Below are 15,662 nucleotides of genomic sequence, written 5' to 3'. Positions count from 1 at the left end.
AGATAGACGAAGTTGTGCAGCAACTGCCAGCGACGGCCCAGCTTTCGCTGCGCATATTGCGTGGATGTCAGCGCTAACGCCAGTAGGATCAGCCAGCTAACAATGCCCAGCATCAGGTAAGGGCGTGCTACCAGCTCGCGGCCAAGCAGTGTCAGATTGTTAATTCCCAGTTCCAGCAGGGCGTAACTGGTGAGGTGCAGGGTCGCCCAGGCAAAACACCATAGCCCCAAAAGCCGACGGGTGCGTATCAATAATGGCTGTTTAGCGTAGCGCGCCAGCGGCGAGACGAGCAAGGTGGCCAGTAAAAATTTCAGAGCCATCCGACCGGTAAAATGCTGGATATCCTTTGCCGGATCGGCGCTAAAGAGGCCCTGGCTGGCCGCCCAGAACAGCCAGATAAAAGGAAGTATCCCGGCTAAATGCAGCAGCACTTTCAGCCAGGTAATCTGCTTTGCCGTTAAACGCACTCAGAAGTTCTCCCGTAAATTGAGGCCACGGTAAAGGGACGCCACTTCATCCGCATACCCGTTAAACAGCAGCGTGGGCTGGCGCTTCACGTCCAGCGCGCCGCCGGAGCCAATAAAGCGTTCCGTCGCCTGCGACCAGCGGGGATGATCCACATGCGGGTTCACGTTGGCGAAGAAGCCGTATTCACCCGGCGCCGCCAGGTTCCATGTCGTCGGCGGACGTTCGCGGGTCAACTTAATGCTGACGATCGATTTAATCCCTTTGAAACCGTATTTCCACGGCACGGTTAAACGGATGGGGGCACCGTTCTGCGGCGGAAGCGCCTTGCCGTAAACGCCGACGGTCAGGAGGGTAAGGGGATGCATGGCTTCGTCAAGACGTAACCCTTCAACGTAGGGATACTCCAGCCCGCCGCCGATGAACCGGTCTTTCTGGCCCGGCATCTCGTCCGGGGCGTAGCGCGTCTGGAAGGCGACGTATTTTGCGTTGCTGGTGGGTTCAACCATCGCCAGCAGCTTATGCAGCGGGAAGCCTACCCAGGGCACCACCATCGACCAGGCCTCTACGCAGCGCATGCGATAGATACGCTCCTCAAGCGGGAAGCGGGTGGTCAGATCGTGATGGTCCAGCGTCAGAGGTTTTGCCACTTCACCGTCGATTTTCAGCGTCCACGGATCGGTTTTCATGCTGCCGGCATTGGCGGCAGGATCGGCTTTATCCAGACCAAATTCGTAGAAGTTGTTGTAGCCGGTGACTTTATCTTCCGGCGTGAGCGCCAGCGTGTTTTGCCATTCGGCGGGTTTGGTAAAGGTAAGCGGGGCACCGGAAGGCGCCTTAGGGCGATCGTTGCCTTTAAACCAGTCGAGCAGGTCGGCGTGTGCCGCTGGAGAGAGCGTCAGTGCCGTGGCGCTGATGCCAAGCATTTTCAGGATCTGGCGGCGCTGTAACATAAAGACAGACTCAGACGTTACGTCGGCTTCCGTCAGTTTTCGGTTTTTCATGGCATCCTCCGTCATGCGTTTTTCTAAGCATGACGGAGGAGAAGCGTTAGCGCGAATATGTCACGAAAATTTGAAGATTAGGCGATTTTCACCAGCGCGCGGCCGTGGAACTGGTTATCCATGATCTTGCTGGCATATTCAGGTGCCTGGCTGAGCGTAATTTCGGTAGCGCTCTGGGTATAGAACGATTCCGGCAAATCGCGCACCAGACGCTCCCATGCCTCTGCACGGCGAGCCGCAGGCGTCATCACGGAATCCACGCCCTGCAGGCGGACGTTACGCAGAATAAATGGCATGACGGTCGTTGGCAGGGCAAATCCCCCGGCCAGGCCGCAGGCTGCCACGCATCCGCCGTAGTTCATCTGCGCCAGGACTTTTGCCAGCACCTTGTCACCGACGGTATCCACTGCACCTGCCCAGACCTGTTTTTCCAGCGGGCGGGTCTCGGCAAACTCATCGCGGCCAAGAATGCGGCTGGCGCCGAGCTGGCGCAGATAATCATGCGTGCTTTCACGGCCGGAAACCGCCGCAACCTGATAACCCAGCTTGTGCAGCAGCGTGACCGCCGTGCTGCCCACGCCACCGCTGGCCCCGGTAACAACAATTTCACCCGACTCGGGGCGAACACCCGCCTCTTCCAGCGCCATCACGCACAGCATGGCGGTAAAGCCTGCGGTACCAACGATCATCGCTTTGCGACCATCTATGCCTTTCGGCATAGGCACCAGCCAGTCGCCCTTCACGCGCGCCTGCGTTGCCAGCCCGCCCCAGTGATTTTCACCCACGCCCCAGCCGGTGAGCAGCACCTGCTGGCCCGCATGAAAACGGGGATCTTCGCTGCTATGAACCCGGCCAGCAAAATCAATACCCGGCACCATAGGGAAATTTCGGATGATTTTACCCTTGCCGGTGATCGCCAGCGCATCTTTATAATTTAAACTGGACCAGTCGATGTCGACGGTGACGTCGCCTTCCGGCAGGCGAGTCTCTTCTACGGCCTGTACTGAGGCAAGCGTTTTGCCGTCCTGCTGTTCTAAGATTAAAGCCTGCATACGGGGTCCTCACGGCTCAGATGATTGGAAAAGAGTTCCTGAAGACTATACTCGCTCAGGGTAAAGCAATGCCGATTTAACGCAATAAATTGCCAGATACGCCAGGTTTGGTAGTATGCCGCATTTGAAATGCAAGTTAGCGCTTACTCGCTACCCCATCAACCCACGGAGTAATCTCAAGGATGCGATTAACGACGAAGTTCTCGGCTTTTATCACCCTGCTGACGGGGCTTACCATCTTTGTCACCCTTCTTGGTTGCTCTCTGAGCTTTTATAACGCCATTCAGGACAAACTGGTCAACCGGGTGCAGTCCGTTGCGTCGGTCATTGATACGCGTCTGTTGACCACTCCACTTCCTGAGCTATCCCGGGAGCTGGATGAGTTGATGGTGCCGGTTGATATTATTCAGATCGACATCCAGCAGGGAAAGCATCCGGTTTTAAGCCATGAACGACAGGACAGCTATCGACCTGCGGGCGTGGTGAGCCAGTATCGGGAAGTAACGGTGCACTCCCTCAAAAATCCGGGGATGACCATACACATGGTCTACCTCGATCCGATGGCCAGCTATTTCCGTTCTATGATGACCACCGCGCCGCTTACTGTTGCCGTCGCCTTCATTATTTTGCTGATTTTTCTCGCGGTCCGCTGGCTGCGCCGCCAGCTTTCAGGCCAGGAACTGCTGGAGATCCGCTCTGTGCGTATCCTGAACGGTGAACGCGGCCCGCAGGTTCGCGGCTCGGTCCATGAATGGCCCTCACGCGCCAGCAGCGCGCTGGATACGCTGCTCTCAGAGATCCAGTTTGCCAGCGACCAGCGCAGCCGAATGGATACGCTGATCCGCTCTTATGCCGCGCAGGATAATAAAACCGGCCTGAACAACCGCCTTTTCTTTGACAATCAACTCGCCACGCTGCTCGACGACCCGGAAAAAGTGGGCACGCACGGGGTGGTGATGATGATTCGCCTGCCCGATTTCGATCTGCTGCGCGACACATGGGGCCAGCGGGCGGCGGAAGAAAATCTCTTTACGCTGATCAACCTGCTCTCCACCTTTATTATGCGCTATCCGGGGGCGCTGCTGGCCCGCTACCACCGCAGCGACTTTGCCGTATTGCTGCCGCATCGCACGTTGAAGGAATCAGAAAGCATTGCCAGCCAGCTACTTAAGGCCGTCGACGCGCTGCCGCAGAGCAAAATGCTCGACAGAGACGATATGGTCCATATGGGGATTTGCGCCTGGCGCGGCGGACAGTCGACAGAGCAGGTGATGGAGCATGCGGAAGCGGCCACCCGCAACGCGGTATTGCAAGGGGCGAACGGATGGGCGGTCTATGATGATTCGCTGCCTGAAAAAGGGCGTGGAAACGTGCGCTGGCGTACTTTGATTGAGCAAATGCTGAGTCGCGGCGGGCCGCGTATTTATCAAAAACCGGCGGTCATGAAGAACGGTTTTGTCCACCACCGGGAATTGATGTGCCGTATTTTCGACGGAACGGAAGAGGTTATTTCTGCGGAATATCTGCCGATGGTTCTGCAATTTGGGCTCTCCGAAGAGTATGACCGCCAGCAAATTACACGCTTGATTCCATTTTTATCATTCTGGCCTGAAGAGAATCTGGCGTTACAGGTTACCGTTGAGTCATTAATACGCCCGCGTTTTCAGCGCTGGCTGCGTGATACATTAATGCAATGCGAAAAATCGCAACGCAAACGCATTATTTTTGAACTTGCTGAGGCGGATGTGGGTCAACACATCAGCCGGTTGCGTCCAGTGGTCCGTTTGATCAACGCGCTCGGTGCCCGTGTCGCGGTAACGCAGGCGGGTTTAACGCTGGTCAGTACCAACTGGATCAAGGAGCTGGATGTGGAGCTATTAAAGCTACATCCGGGGCTGGTAAGGAATATTGAGAAGCGCACGGAAAACCAGCTGCTGGTTCAGAGTCTGGTTGAAGCGTGTAAGGGAACGCGAACACAGGTATTTGCCGCAGGCGTGCGCTCCAGAGGCGAATGGCAGATGTTAACAGAGCGCGGAGTGACGGGCGGTCAGGGCGATTTTTTTGCCGCCTCTCAGCCGCTTGACACCAACGTGAAAAAATATTTGCAAAGATACTCTGTTTGACCTGCCGTTTACGTTGTTTTCACGTAGAATATCGCGCCTGTAGCTTTGAGTATGTCGAGCAAAAAGCCAGTGAACGACCTTTAATGGGTTACAAAAATCAGTGAGGAACACGACTGTTTACTCAGCCCTGAGGGAGTCAGGGGATGAATTTGTAACAACAGGAAACGTACTGCACAAATTTTCACCGTTGCAGATGATTTTTGCGCCTTGTCGCTGCTGCGTGTGGTTGGTAAAGTAAGCGGATTTTGTTTTCCGCCCCAGCTTTCAGGATTATCCCTTAGTATGTTGAAAAAATTTCGTGGCATGTTTTCCAATGACCTGTCCATTGACCTGGGTACCGCGAATACCCTTATTTATGTAAAAGGACAAGGCATCGTATTGAATGAGCCTTCTGTTGTGGCCATTCGTCAGGATCGTGCAGGCTCGCCGAAAAGCGTGGCCGCAGTGGGTCATGACGCGAAGCAGATGCTGGGTCGTACCCCTGGCAACATCGCCGCTATTCGCCCAATGAAAGACGGCGTTATCGCTGATTTCTTCGTGACTGAAAAAATGCTTCAGCACTTCATCAAGCAGGTTCACAGCAACAGCTTCATGCGCCCAAGCCCGCGTGTTCTGGTGTGTGTGCCGGTTGGCGCAACCCAGGTAGAACGTCGCGCAATCCGTGAATCTGCCCAGGGTGCAGGCGCACGTGAAGTGTTCCTGATTGAAGAGCCAATGGCTGCGGCAATCGGTGCGGGTCTGCCAGTTTCTGAAGCCACCGGTTCTATGGTGGTGGATATCGGTGGTGGTACCACTGAAGTGGCCGTTATCTCACTGAACGGCGTGGTGTACTCCTCCTCCGTACGTATCGGTGGTGACCGCTTCGATGAAGCCATCATCAATTACGTGCGCCGTAATTACGGCTCTCTGATCGGTGAAGCCACCGCAGAGCGTATCAAACACGAAATCGGTTCTGCGTATCCGGGCGATGAAGTGCGTGAGATCGAAGTGCGTGGCCGTAACCTGGCGGAAGGTGTTCCACGCGGCTTTACCCTGAACTCCAACGAAATTCTGGAAGCACTGCAGGAACCACTGACGGGCATCGTGAGCGCGGTAATGGTTGCGCTGGAACAGTGCCCACCAGAACTGGCGTCCGACATCTCCGAGCGCGGTATGGTTCTGACCGGTGGTGGTGCGCTGCTGCGTAACCTCGACCGCCTGTTGATGGAAGAGACAGGTATTCCTGTCGTAGTTGCAGAAGATCCACTGACTTGCGTCGCCCGCGGTGGTGGCAAGGCGCTGGAAATGATCGACATGCACGGCGGCGACTTGTTCAGCGAAGAGTAGTCATGGTGAAAGGGTAGCGAATCGCTACCCTTTCTCTCTGACACGAGAATACGCATAGCCTATGAAGCCAATTTTTAGCCGTGGCCCATCGCTACAGTTTCGCCTCATTCTGGCGGTTCTGGTTGCGCTTGGCGTCATTATTGCCGATAGCCGCCTCGGTACGTTCAGCCAGATCCGAACGTACATGGATACCGCCGTCAGTCCTTTCTACTTTATATCAAATGGTCCCCGTGAACTGCTCGACTCCGTTTCTCAAACGCTGTCTTCACGAGACCAGCTCGAACTTGAAAACCGGGCATTACGCCAGGAACTGCTGCTGAAAAACAGCGAACTGCTGATGCTGGGGCAATACAAGCAGGAAAACGCGCGTCTGCGTGAACTGCTCGGCTCGCCGCTGCGTCAGGACGAGCAGAAGATGGTTACCCAGGTGATCTCCACCGTGAACGACCCTTACAGCGATCAGGTTGTGATCGACAAAGGGAGCGTGAACGGGGTGTATGAAGGTCAGCCCGTCATCAGTGATAAGGGCGTAGTAGGCCAGGTTGTTGCCGTCGCCAAACTGACCAGCCGCGTGCTGCTGATTTGCGACGCCACCCACGCACTGCCGATCCAGGTCCTGCGTAACGATATCCGCGTGATTGCGGCCGGTAACGGCTGCACGGACGATCTGCAGCTGGAACATCTGCCTGCTAACACGGACATCCGTGTCGGCGACGTGCTGGTGACGTCCGGTCTCGGTGGACGCTTCCCTGAAGGTTATCCGGTTGCGGTGGTCTCTTCGGTTAAGCTGGATACGCAGCGTGCATACACCGTGATTCAGGCCCGTCCAACCGCCGGTTTACAGCGTCTGCGCTATCTGCTGCTGCTCTGGGGTGCCGATCGTAACGGTGCTAACCCGATGACGCCTGAAGAGGTGCATCGCGTGGCGAACGAACGCCTGATGCAGATGATGCCGCAGGTTCTTCCGCCAGCGGACTCTATGGGGCCGCCTGCGCCCGTGCCTGCGCCGGCAACCGGGTTAACGCAGCCGCAGCCTGATGCGCCGCCACCGCCTAAACTCTCTTCGGGAGGGCAGTAGTGGCAAGCTATCGTAGCCAGGGACGCTGGGTCATCTGGCTCTCGTTCCTCATTGCACTGTTGCTGCAGATTATGCCCTGGCCGGATAACATTCTCGTTTTCCGGCCAAACTGGGTCTTGCTCATTTTACTTTACTGGATCCTTGCCCTGCCGCATCGCGTAAATGTCGGCACGGGTTTTGTGATGGGTGCCATACTGGATCTCATTAGTGGCTCTACGCTGGGCGTGCGCGCCCTGTCCATGAGCATTATTGCGTACCTCGTCGCACTGAAATTCCAGCTCTTCCGTAACCTCGCGCTCTGGCAACAGGCCCTGGTCGTGATGCTGTTGTCGCTTGCTGCGGATATCGTTGTTTTCTGGGCAGAGTTTTTAGTGATCAACGTCTCTTTCCGACCGGAAGTGTTCTGGAGTAGTGTAGTAAACGGTGTGCTCTGGCCGTGGCTATTCCTGCTGATGCGTAAGGTTCGCCAGCAGTTTGCTGTGCAATAAAAGGTTTCTATGACGTCTCTGTATCTTGCTTCCGGCTCCCCGCGCCGTCAGGAACTCCTGACGCAGTTAGGGGTCTCTTTTGAACGCATCGTGACCGGCATTGAAGAAAAACGTGCTGAGGGCGAAAGTGCTCAGCAGTACGTGTCTCGCCTGGCACGCGAGAAAGCGCAGGCGGGCGTGGCCTGTGTGCCGCGCGATCTGCCCGTGCTGGGAGCAGATACCATCGTTATCCTTAACGGTGAAGTCCTCGAGAAACCGCATGACGCTGGCCATGCGGCGCGCATGCTGCGCAAGATGTCCGGGCAAACGCACCAGGTGATGACGGCCGTCGCGCTGGCGGACAGCCAGCACGTGCTGGATTGCCTGGTGGTTACGGATGTCACGTTCAGAGTGATTACCGACGACGAGATCGCCGCTTATATTGCCAGCGGTGAACCGATGGATAAAGCAGGTGCATACGGTATTCAAGGGTTGGGTGGCTGTTTTGTCAGGAAGATTAATGGCAGCTATCACGCCGTAGTCGGCTTACCGCTGGTGGAAACGTATGAGTTGCTGAGCAATTTTAACTCACTGCGTGAGGGAAGGGATAATTATGACGGCTGAATTGTTGGTAAACGTAACGCCATCGGAAACCCGTGTGGCCTATATTGACGGTGGCATTCTTCAGGAAATTCATATTGAGCGTGAAGCGCGGCGCGGAATAGTAGGCAATATCTACAAAGGTCGTGTCAGTCGTGTACTGCCGGGTATGCAGGCGGCTTTTGTAGATATTGGACTGGATAAGGCGGCATTTTTACATGCCTCCGACATCATGCCGCACACCGAGTGCGTCGCGGGCGAAGAGCAAAAGCAGTTTGCCGTGCGCGACATTTCCGAGCTGGTGCGTCAGGGCCAAGACTTAATGGTGCAGGTGGTGAAAGATCCCCTTGGCACCAAAGGTGCCCGTCTGACCACCGACATTACCTTACCTTCCCGCTATCTGGTCTTTATGCCCGGCGCGTCGCACGTGGGCGTTTCGCAGCGTATTGAGAGCGAAAGCGAGCGCGAGCGGCTGAAGAAAGTGGTCAGCGCCTACTGCGATGAACAGGGCGGGTTTATTATCCGTACCGCTGCAGAAGGGATCAGCGAAGAAGACCTGGCGTCGGATGCGGCTTACCTGAAGCGCGTCTGGACCAAAGTGATGGAGCGTAAAAAACGCAACCAGACTCGCTACCAGCTATACGGTGAGCTGGCGCTTGCGCAGCGCGTGCTGCGTGATTTTGCCGACGCGCAGCTCGACCGCATCCGCGTGGACTCTCGCCTGACGTATGAAGCGCTGCTGGAGTTTACCGCTGAATACATCCCGGAAATGCCGGGCCTGCTGGAGCATTACACCGGGCGTCAGCCGATCTTCGATCTCTATGATGTCGAAAACGAGATCCAGCGAGCGCTAGAACGCAAGGTCGAACTGAAATCCGGCGGCTATCTGATCATCGATCAGACCGAAGCGATGACCACCGTCGATATCAACACCGGCGCGTTTGTCGGTCATCGCAATCTGGACGATACCATCTTCAACACCAACATCGAAGCCACGCAGGCGATTGCGCGTCAGCTTCGTCTGCGCAACCTCGGCGGCATTATCATCATCGACTTTATCGATATGAGTAATGAAGACCATCGTCGTCGCGTGCTGCACTCGCTGGAACAGGCGCTGAGTAAAGATCGCGTGAAGACCAGCATCAACGGCTTCTCGCAGCTCGGCCTGGTGGAAATGACCCGGAAACGGACCCGCGAAAGCGTGGAACATGTCCTGTGTAATGAGTGTCCAACCTGCCATGGACGCGGAACGGTAAAGACGGTTGAGACCGTCTGCTATGAAATTATGCGTGAAATCGTCCGTGTTCATCATGCCTACGACTCCGATCGTTTTCTGGTCTATGCTTCCCCTGCGGTGGCTGAAGCCCTGAAAGGCGAAGAGTCGCACGCGCTGGCGGAAGTGGAAATCTTTGTCGGCAAACAGGTAAAAGTACAAATTGAACCGCTCTATAACCAGGAGCAGTTTGACGTCGTAATGATGTAAAACGCAGTACGCTGCGTGACGAAAGCTGACAAGGAGAGATGCGTGAGGCGATTGCCGGGGATTTTAGTGCTTACAGGGGCAACGCTGGTCGTGATTGTCGCGTTGCTCGTGAGCGGGCTACGCCTCGTTTTACCGCATCTGGACAGCTGGCGTCCGCAGCTGCTGGCGAAAATCGAATCCACCACCGGCGTGCCGGTCGACGTAAGCCAGGTTAGCGCCAGCTGGCAGAATTTTGGCCCGACGCTGGATGTCCGTGACATCAAGGCCAGCCTGAAAGATGGCGGTCATCTCAAAATCAAACGCGTAACCCTGGCGCTGGACGTCTGGCAAAGCCTGTTGCATCTGCGCTGGCAGTTTCGCGATCTCACCTTTTATCAACTCCAGTTTCTGACCAATACGCCGCTGACGGGCGGTGATAACAATCAGGGCCTGGAAGCCAACCGCTTCAGCGATCTCTTCCTCCGCCAGTTCGATCATTTCGATCTGCGCGACAGCGAAGTGAGCTTTATTACCCTTTCTGGCCAGCGCGCCGAATTGGCGATCCCGCAGCTGACCTGGCTTAACGGCAAGGATCGACACCGCGCCGAGGGGCAGGTCAATCTTTCCAGCCTGAACGGCCAGCACGGCGTCATGCAGGTGCGTATGGACTTGCGTGACGATGACGGCCTGTTAAACAACGGCAAAGTCTGGCTGCAGGCCGACGATGTGGATGTAAAGCCCTGGCTCGGCGACTGGCTGCAGCAAAACATGCAGCTGGAAACCGCCCGTTTCAGCCTTGAGGGCTGGATGACCCTGACGAAAGGGAAATTTGCCAGCGGCGATATCTGGCTGAAGCAAGGGGGCGCGAGCTGGAAGGGTGAAAGACAGCAGCATCAGCTTTCCGTCGATAACCTCACCGCGCACGTGACGCAGGAAAAAGAGGGCTGGCAGTTCGCCATCCCGGATACGCGCATCACGATGGACGGCAAGCCGTGGCCGCGCGGTGCGCTGACGCTGGCCTGGATGCCGGAGCAGGACGTGGGCGGCGCGGCGAATAAACGCAGCGATGAGCTGCGCATCCGCGCCAGCAACCTGGATCTGGCGGCCATTGAAGGCCTGCGCTCCATGGCGGCAAAGCTCTCTCCGGACCTGGGCGAGATCTGGCTGGCAACGCAGCCGAGCGGAAAAATTGATTCTCTGGCGCTGGATATCCCGCTTCAGGCGACGGAAAAAACTCGTTTCCAGGCAACATGGAAAGATCTTGCCTGGAAGCAGTGGAAGATGCTGCCGGGCGCGGAGCATTTCAGCGGCAAGCTGGAAGGCAGCGTGGAGAACGGCAGGCTCACGGCCGATATGCACAACGCAAAAATGCCTTACGAGACGGTCTTCCGCGCGCCGCTGGAAATTGAACAGGGCAGCGCGGTGCTTAACTGGCTCCGTAACGATAAGGGCTTCCAGCTTGATGGTCGCCATATCGACGTAAAAGCCAAAGCGGTACACGCGCGGGGTGACTTCCGCTATTTACAGCCGCAGGGTGACGAACCGTGGCTGGGCATTCTGGCCGGGATCAGTACCGATGACGGTTCTCAGGCCTGGCGCTATTTCCCGGAAGATCTGATGGGTAAAGCGCTGGTCGACTATCTGAGCGGCGCAATTCAGGGCGGTCAGGCGGAAAACGCCACGCTGGTCTACGGCGGTAACCCGCATCTTTTCCCGTACAAACATAATGAGGGGCAGTTCCAGGTGCTGGTGCCGCTGCACGACGCCACCTTCGCGTTCCAGCCGGGCTGGCCCGCGCTGAAAAACCTGGATATCGAGCTTAACTTCCTCAACGACGGATTATGGATGAAGGCGGACAGCGTTGCGCTGGGAGGCGTAACGGCCAGCAACCTGACGGCCAACATCCCGGACTACTCAAAAGAGAAGCTGCTGATTGATGCCGACATCAACGGCCCGGGGAAAGCGGTGGGGCCGTACTTTGAGGAGACGCCACTCAAAGAGTCGCTGGCGGCGACCCTTCAGCAGCTCCAGCTCGATGGCGATGTGAATGCTCGCTTACATCTTGATATCCCGCTGGACGGTGAAATGACCACCGCCAAAGGTGACGTCCGTCTGAAGAACAACAGCCTGTACATTAAACCGCTTGATAGCACCCTGAAAGACCTCAGCGGACAGTTCAGCTTTGTGAACGGTAATTTGAAAAGCGAACCGCTGACCGCCAGCTGGTTTAATCAGCCGGTGAATATCGACTTCTCAACAGCCGAGGGGCAAAAGGCTTATCAGGTGGCCGTTAATCTGGACGGCAACTGGCAGCCGTCGCGTATGGACGTCCTGCCGAAGCCGATTGAGGCGTCAGTAGCGGGTGCGGTCGCCTGGCAGGGCAAAGTGGCAATCGACCTGCCTTATCACGCAGGTGCACACTATAAGGTCGACATTACGGGTGACCTGAAGAATCTTCAAAGCCAGCTGCCAGCGCCGCTGGATAAACAGGCCGGACAGCCGCTGCCGGTGAAGCTTAACGTTGATGGCAATCTGGACAGCTTCGCGCTGACCGGAAGCGCGGGCGGAACAAACCACTTTAACAGCCGCTGGCTGCTTAACCGCAAGCTTACCCTCGACAAAGCCATCTGGACGACGGACAGCAAAACCACGCCGCCGTTGCCTGAGCATGCGGGCGTTGAGCTGAATCTCCCGCCGATGGACGGCGCGGAGTGGCTGGCGCTGTTCCAGAAAGGCGTTGGGCAAAACGTTGATGAGGCCGCCCAGTTCCCGCAGACCATTACCGTACGCACGCCGTCGCTGATGCTGGGCGGACAGCAGTGGAACAATCTGAGCATTGTCTCCCAGCCAATCGCTAACGGCTCAAAAGTGGAGGCGCAGGGCCGGGAGATCAACGGCACGCTGACCATGCGCAATAACGCGCCGTGGCAGGCAGCGATCCGCTATCTCTACTACAACCCGGCTGCCGCGAGTAAAGATAAATCGGCGAATACATCGCCGCTGAGTAATACTACCCGCGTCGATTTTAGCGGCTGGCCCGATCTGCAGCTGCGCTGCGCGGAGTGCTGGCTGTGGGGGCAAAAATATGGCCGTATCGACGGTGATTTTGCCATCCAGGGGAATACGCTCAAGCTCTCCGGCGGATTGATCGACACCGGCTTTGGCAGCATGACGGCGGGTGGAGAGTGGGTGAATAACCCGGGCGAGCAGCGCACGTCCCTGAAGGGCGACATTAAAGGCAACAAGCTGGATGCGGCAGCCAACTTCTTTGGCATCAGCACGCCGCTGCGCGGCTCCTCGTTTAACGTTAATTACGATCTTCACTGGCGTGCCGCGCCGTGGACACCGGACGAAGCGTCACTGAACGGTATTCTGAAAACACACTTTGGCAAAGGTGAAATCGCCGATGTGAGCACGGGGCGTGCCGGGCAGATCCTGCGCCTGCTGAGTTTTGATGCGCTGCTTCGCAAGCTGCGCTTCGATTTCAGCGACACCTTCAGCGAAGGTTTCTATTACGATTCCATCCGCAGTACGGCGTGGATCAAGGACGGCGTTCTGCACACGGACGACACGCTGGTGGATGGGCTGGAAGCGGACATCGCCATGAAAGGCTCAGTCAACCTCGTGCGTCGCGAACTGGATATGGAAGCCGTGGTGGCGCCGGAAATTTCCGCCAGCGTGGGCGTGGCGGCGGCCTTTGTGGTTAACCCGATTGTCGGTGCGGCGGTGTTTGCCGCCAGTAAAGTGCTGGGGCCGCTGTGGAGCAAGGTCTCCATTCTGCGCTACCGCATTACCGGTCCGGTGGATAAACCGCAGATTAACGAGGTGCTGCGCCAGCCGCGCAAAGATGCACAGCAATGATTTGACGTGGGCTGGTAATTGCCTCACTCTCAATAAATACGATCTTTATACCGCCACGGGCGGCAACGAACGAGTAGCAATACGATGAGTCTGAACCTGGTAAGTGAACATTTGCTCGCAGCGAACGGCCTGAGCCATCAGGACCTGTTCTCCATTCTTGGTCAACTGACCGAACGCCGTCTCGACTACGGCGATCTCTATTTCCAGTCGAGCTATCACGAATCCTGGGTTTTAGAAGACAGCATCATCAAAGATGGCTCATATAACATTGACCAGGGCGTCGGCGTGCGCGCCATCAGCGGCGAAAAAACCGGTTTTGCCTATGCCGACCAGATTAGCCTGGCCGCGCTTGAACAGAGCGCGCAGGCCGCGCGTACCATTGTGCGCGATGCCGGCGACGGTCGCGTAAAAACCCTGGGTGAAGTGCAGCATTCGGCACTTTATACAAGCATCGATCCGCTGCAGAGCATGAGCCGCGAAGAGAAGCTGGACATTCTGCGCCGCGTGGACAAAGTGGCGCGCGCTGCCGACAAACGTGTTCAGGAAGTCTCCGCCAGCCTGAGCGGTGTGTATGAACTGATTCTGGTGGCGGCAACGGACGGTACGCTGGCGGCCGATGTGCGTCCGTTGGTGCGTCTCTCCATCAGCGTGCAGGTCGATGACAACGGCAAACGCGAGCGCGGCTCAAGCGGCGGCGGCGGTCGTTTCGGCTATGACTGGTTCCTGGGTGATGTTGACGGCGAAGCGCGCGCTGACGCGTGGGCTAAAGAAGCCGTGCGCATGGCGCTGGTGAATCTTAATGCTGTTGCGGCGCCGGCCGGGACATTCCCGGTGGTGCTGGGCGCAGGCTGGCCGGGCGTGCTGCTGCACGAAGCGGTGGGCCACGGTCTGGAAGGCGATTTTAACCGTCGCGGGACGTCCGTGTTCAGCGGCCAGATCGGACAGCTCGTCTCCTCTGAGCTTTGCACCGTAGTGGATGATGGCACCATGCTTGACCGCCGCGGCTCGATTTCTATCGACGATGAAGGTACGCCAGGCCAGTACAACGTGCTGATCGAAAACGGCGTGCTGAAAGGCTACATGCAGGACAAACTCAACGCGCGCCTGATGGGCGTAGCGCCAACGGGTAACGGCCGCCGTGAATCTTACGCGCACCTGCCTATGCCGCGCATGACCAACACCTATATGCTGCCGGGCAAATCCACGCCGCAGGAGATTATCGAATCCGTGGATTACGGTATCTTTGCGCCAAACTTTGGCGGCGGCCAGGTGGATATCACATCCGGTAAGTTTGTCTTCTCGACTTCAGAAGCGTACCTGATTGAGAAGGGAAAAGTGACCAAAGCGGTGAAGGGCGCAACCCTGATTGGCTCCGGCATTGAAGCCATGCAGCAGATTTCCATGGTCGGTAACGATCTGAAGCTGGATAACGGCGTGGGCGTCTGCGGTAAAGAAGGCCAGAGCCTGCCGGTTGGCGTAGGTCAGCCAACGCTGAAAGTGGATAATCTGACGGTGGGCGGCACGGCCTGACCTGAGCAAACATAAAAAATGGCGCTACAGATGTAGCGCCATTTTTTTAACGTAAGTTACCCAGCGGGATCTCCGGATCCGGCTCGTGAGTAATGCGGTTACGCAAGTCACGTCGAATGATTTCGATCGACCAGAACCAGACCAGATGACCCACGATCTCTGACACGTGTTCATACCAGGGCAGATCAAACAGCGGTGGCGTCAGCCCCATCAGCGGGAAGGAGAGCATGTGTACAAAAAGCTGTGCCAATGCACCCGCCAGCAAACCCTGCCAGAGTTTAATTTTCGGGAAGACTTCAGCGACGACACAATACCCAACCGCGAAGACGATTGAGAAAATAATATGCGTTACGCCGACCCAGTTAAATATATGTCCGGCAAAGGTATAAACTGCTGCGTTAGGATCAACTATGCCCAGCCAGTCGCGTAAAAAAACATAGGGTGGATTTAAAAAATTGCGGGAGCAATCTATCTGGCCTGCGGCTCTTATTAATTGTTCAGGGCCGCATGCGCCGGTAAATAAATCGGTGGGACTGCGTGGCGGGAGTGGTACCTCGGCTCCCCATTTGACAAACGCGGAGACAATTCCTGCAATTAAGCCAATGAACGCGGCGAGTCCGTAGCGCCTGCGTGACGGCGGTGTTTGTTCAAATAGATTCATTTCGTTTCCTTGTTTAACGTCATCCTGCGAAAT

General features: G+C 56.6%; 12 protein-coding genes. 8 read left to right on the top strand and 4 right to left on the bottom strand.

The genetic code is table 11. The annotated features are described in order from the left end of the window. The 3 genes from msrQ to HBA26_RS08925 all read right to left on the bottom strand — a co-directional run. A partial coding sequence (gene msrQ, locus HBA26_RS08935) for a protein-methionine-sulfoxide reductase heme-binding subunit MsrQ (RefSeq protein WP_166720877.1) occupies positions 1–467 on the bottom strand: 467 nt, incomplete at its 3' end. Further along, complete coding sequence (gene msrP / locus HBA26_RS08930) at positions 468–1,469, bottom strand: protein-methionine-sulfoxide reductase catalytic subunit MsrP (protein WP_028014608.1); 1,002 nt, start codon at positions 1,467–1,469, stop codon at positions 468–470. It abuts the gene before it with no gap. 77 nt (positions 1,470–1,546) lie between these two features. Then, complete coding sequence (locus HBA26_RS08925) at positions 1,547–2,521, bottom strand: MDR family oxidoreductase (RefSeq protein WP_041907830.1); 975 nt, start codon at positions 2,519–2,521, stop codon at positions 1,547–1,549. 182 nt (positions 2,522–2,703) lie between these two features. On the opposite strand from HBA26_RS08925, the gene csrD reads away from it, so the two are divergent. From csrD to tldD, 8 genes are all read left to right on the top strand, one after another. Then, a complete protein-coding gene (gene csrD, locus HBA26_RS08920) occupies positions 2,704–4,644 on the top strand; it encodes an RNase E specificity factor CsrD (protein WP_063943756.1) in 1,941 nt (646 codons plus the stop codon). Between the two features lie 282 nt (positions 4,645–4,926). Beyond that, complete coding sequence (mreB, locus tag HBA26_RS08915; protein ID WP_000913396.1) at positions 4,927–5,970, top strand: rod shape-determining protein MreB; 1,044 nt, start codon at positions 4,927–4,929, stop codon at positions 5,968–5,970. A 61-nt stretch (positions 5,971–6,031) separates the two neighbouring features. Beyond that, positions 6,032–7,048 carry a rod shape-determining protein MreC gene (gene mreC / locus HBA26_RS08910; protein ID WP_028014605.1) on the top strand — a complete coding sequence of 339 codons (1,017 nt, stop codon included), beginning with the start codon at positions 6,032–6,034 and terminating at the stop codon, positions 7,046–7,048. Then, positions 7,048–7,536: a rod shape-determining protein MreD gene (gene mreD / locus HBA26_RS08905; protein ID WP_008502849.1), complete on the top strand. Its 489-nt coding sequence runs from the start codon at positions 7,048–7,050 to the stop codon at positions 7,534–7,536. Before mreC ends, mreD begins: the two co-directional genes overlap by 1 nt. Positions 7,537–7,545: 9 nt before the next feature. Further along, the gene (locus HBA26_RS08900) at positions 7,546–8,139 is read left to right on the top strand and encodes a nucleoside triphosphate pyrophosphatase (RefSeq protein WP_041907832.1); all 594 of its coding nucleotides are present in this window, start codon (positions 7,546–7,548) and stop codon (positions 8,137–8,139) included. After that, a complete protein-coding gene (rng, locus tag HBA26_RS08895) occupies positions 8,129–9,598 on the top strand; it encodes a ribonuclease G (protein ID WP_008502847.1) in 1,470 nt (489 codons plus the stop codon). Before HBA26_RS08900 ends, rng begins: the two co-directional genes overlap by 11 nt. A gap of 42 nt (positions 9,599–9,640) precedes the next feature. Further along, positions 9,641–13,438 carry an AsmA2 domain-containing protein YhdP gene (gene yhdP, locus HBA26_RS08890; RefSeq protein ID WP_166720876.1) on the top strand — a complete coding sequence of 1,266 codons (3,798 nt, stop codon included), beginning with the start codon at positions 9,641–9,643 and terminating at the stop codon, positions 13,436–13,438. Positions 13,439–13,522: 84 nt separating this feature from the next. Continuing rightward, entirely contained in the window at positions 13,523–14,968 is a 1,446-nt protein-coding gene (gene tldD, locus HBA26_RS08885) for a metalloprotease TldD (protein ID WP_028014602.1), read from the top strand. 46 nt (positions 14,969–15,014) lie between these two features. Here tldD and HBA26_RS08880 read toward each other — a convergent pair whose 3' ends face one another. Then, positions 15,015–15,629 carry a YagU family protein gene (locus HBA26_RS08880; protein ID WP_047367036.1) on the bottom strand — a complete coding sequence of 205 codons (615 nt, stop codon included), beginning with the start codon at positions 15,627–15,629 and terminating at the stop codon, positions 15,015–15,017. Positions 15,630–15,662: the final 33 nt, after the last annotated feature.

The organism is Enterobacter sp. 725m/11 (genome assembly GCF_011683705.1).
GTDB classification, from domain to species: domain Bacteria; phylum Pseudomonadota; class Gammaproteobacteria; order Enterobacterales; family Enterobacteriaceae; genus Enterobacter; species Enterobacter bugandensis.
The sequence above is the reverse complement of the archived record's forward strand: the minus strand, read 5'-3'. Positions and strand labels throughout refer to the sequence as shown.

Bases quoted from the DNA above. Each gene is read 5' to 3' on its own strand.
- tldD (WP_028014602.1), top strand. From the start codon at position 13,523: ATGAGTCTGAACCTGGTAAGTGAACATTTGCTCGCAGCGAACGGCCTG.
- msrP (WP_028014608.1), bottom strand. From the start codon at position 1,469: ATGAAAAACCGAAAACTGACGGAAGCCGACGTAACGTCTGAGTCTGTC.
- HBA26_RS08880 (WP_047367036.1), bottom strand. From the start codon at position 15,629: ATGAATCTATTTGAACAAACACCGCCGTCACGCAGGCGCTACGGACTC.
- HBA26_RS08925 (WP_041907830.1), bottom strand. From the start codon at position 2,521: ATGCAGGCTTTAATCTTAGAACAGCAGGACGGCAAAACGCTTGCCTCA.
- rng (WP_008502847.1), top strand. From the start codon at position 8,129: ATGACGGCTGAATTGTTGGTAAACGTAACGCCATCGGAAACCCGTGTG.
- mreB (WP_000913396.1), top strand. From the start codon at position 4,927: ATGTTGAAAAAATTTCGTGGCATGTTTTCCAATGACCTGTCCATTGAC.
- mreC (WP_028014605.1), top strand. From the start codon at position 6,032: ATGAAGCCAATTTTTAGCCGTGGCCCATCGCTACAGTTTCGCCTCATT.
- csrD (WP_063943756.1), top strand. From the start codon at position 2,704: ATGCGATTAACGACGAAGTTCTCGGCTTTTATCACCCTGCTGACGGGG.
- HBA26_RS08900 (WP_041907832.1), top strand. From the start codon at position 7,546: ATGACGTCTCTGTATCTTGCTTCCGGCTCCCCGCGCCGTCAGGAACTC.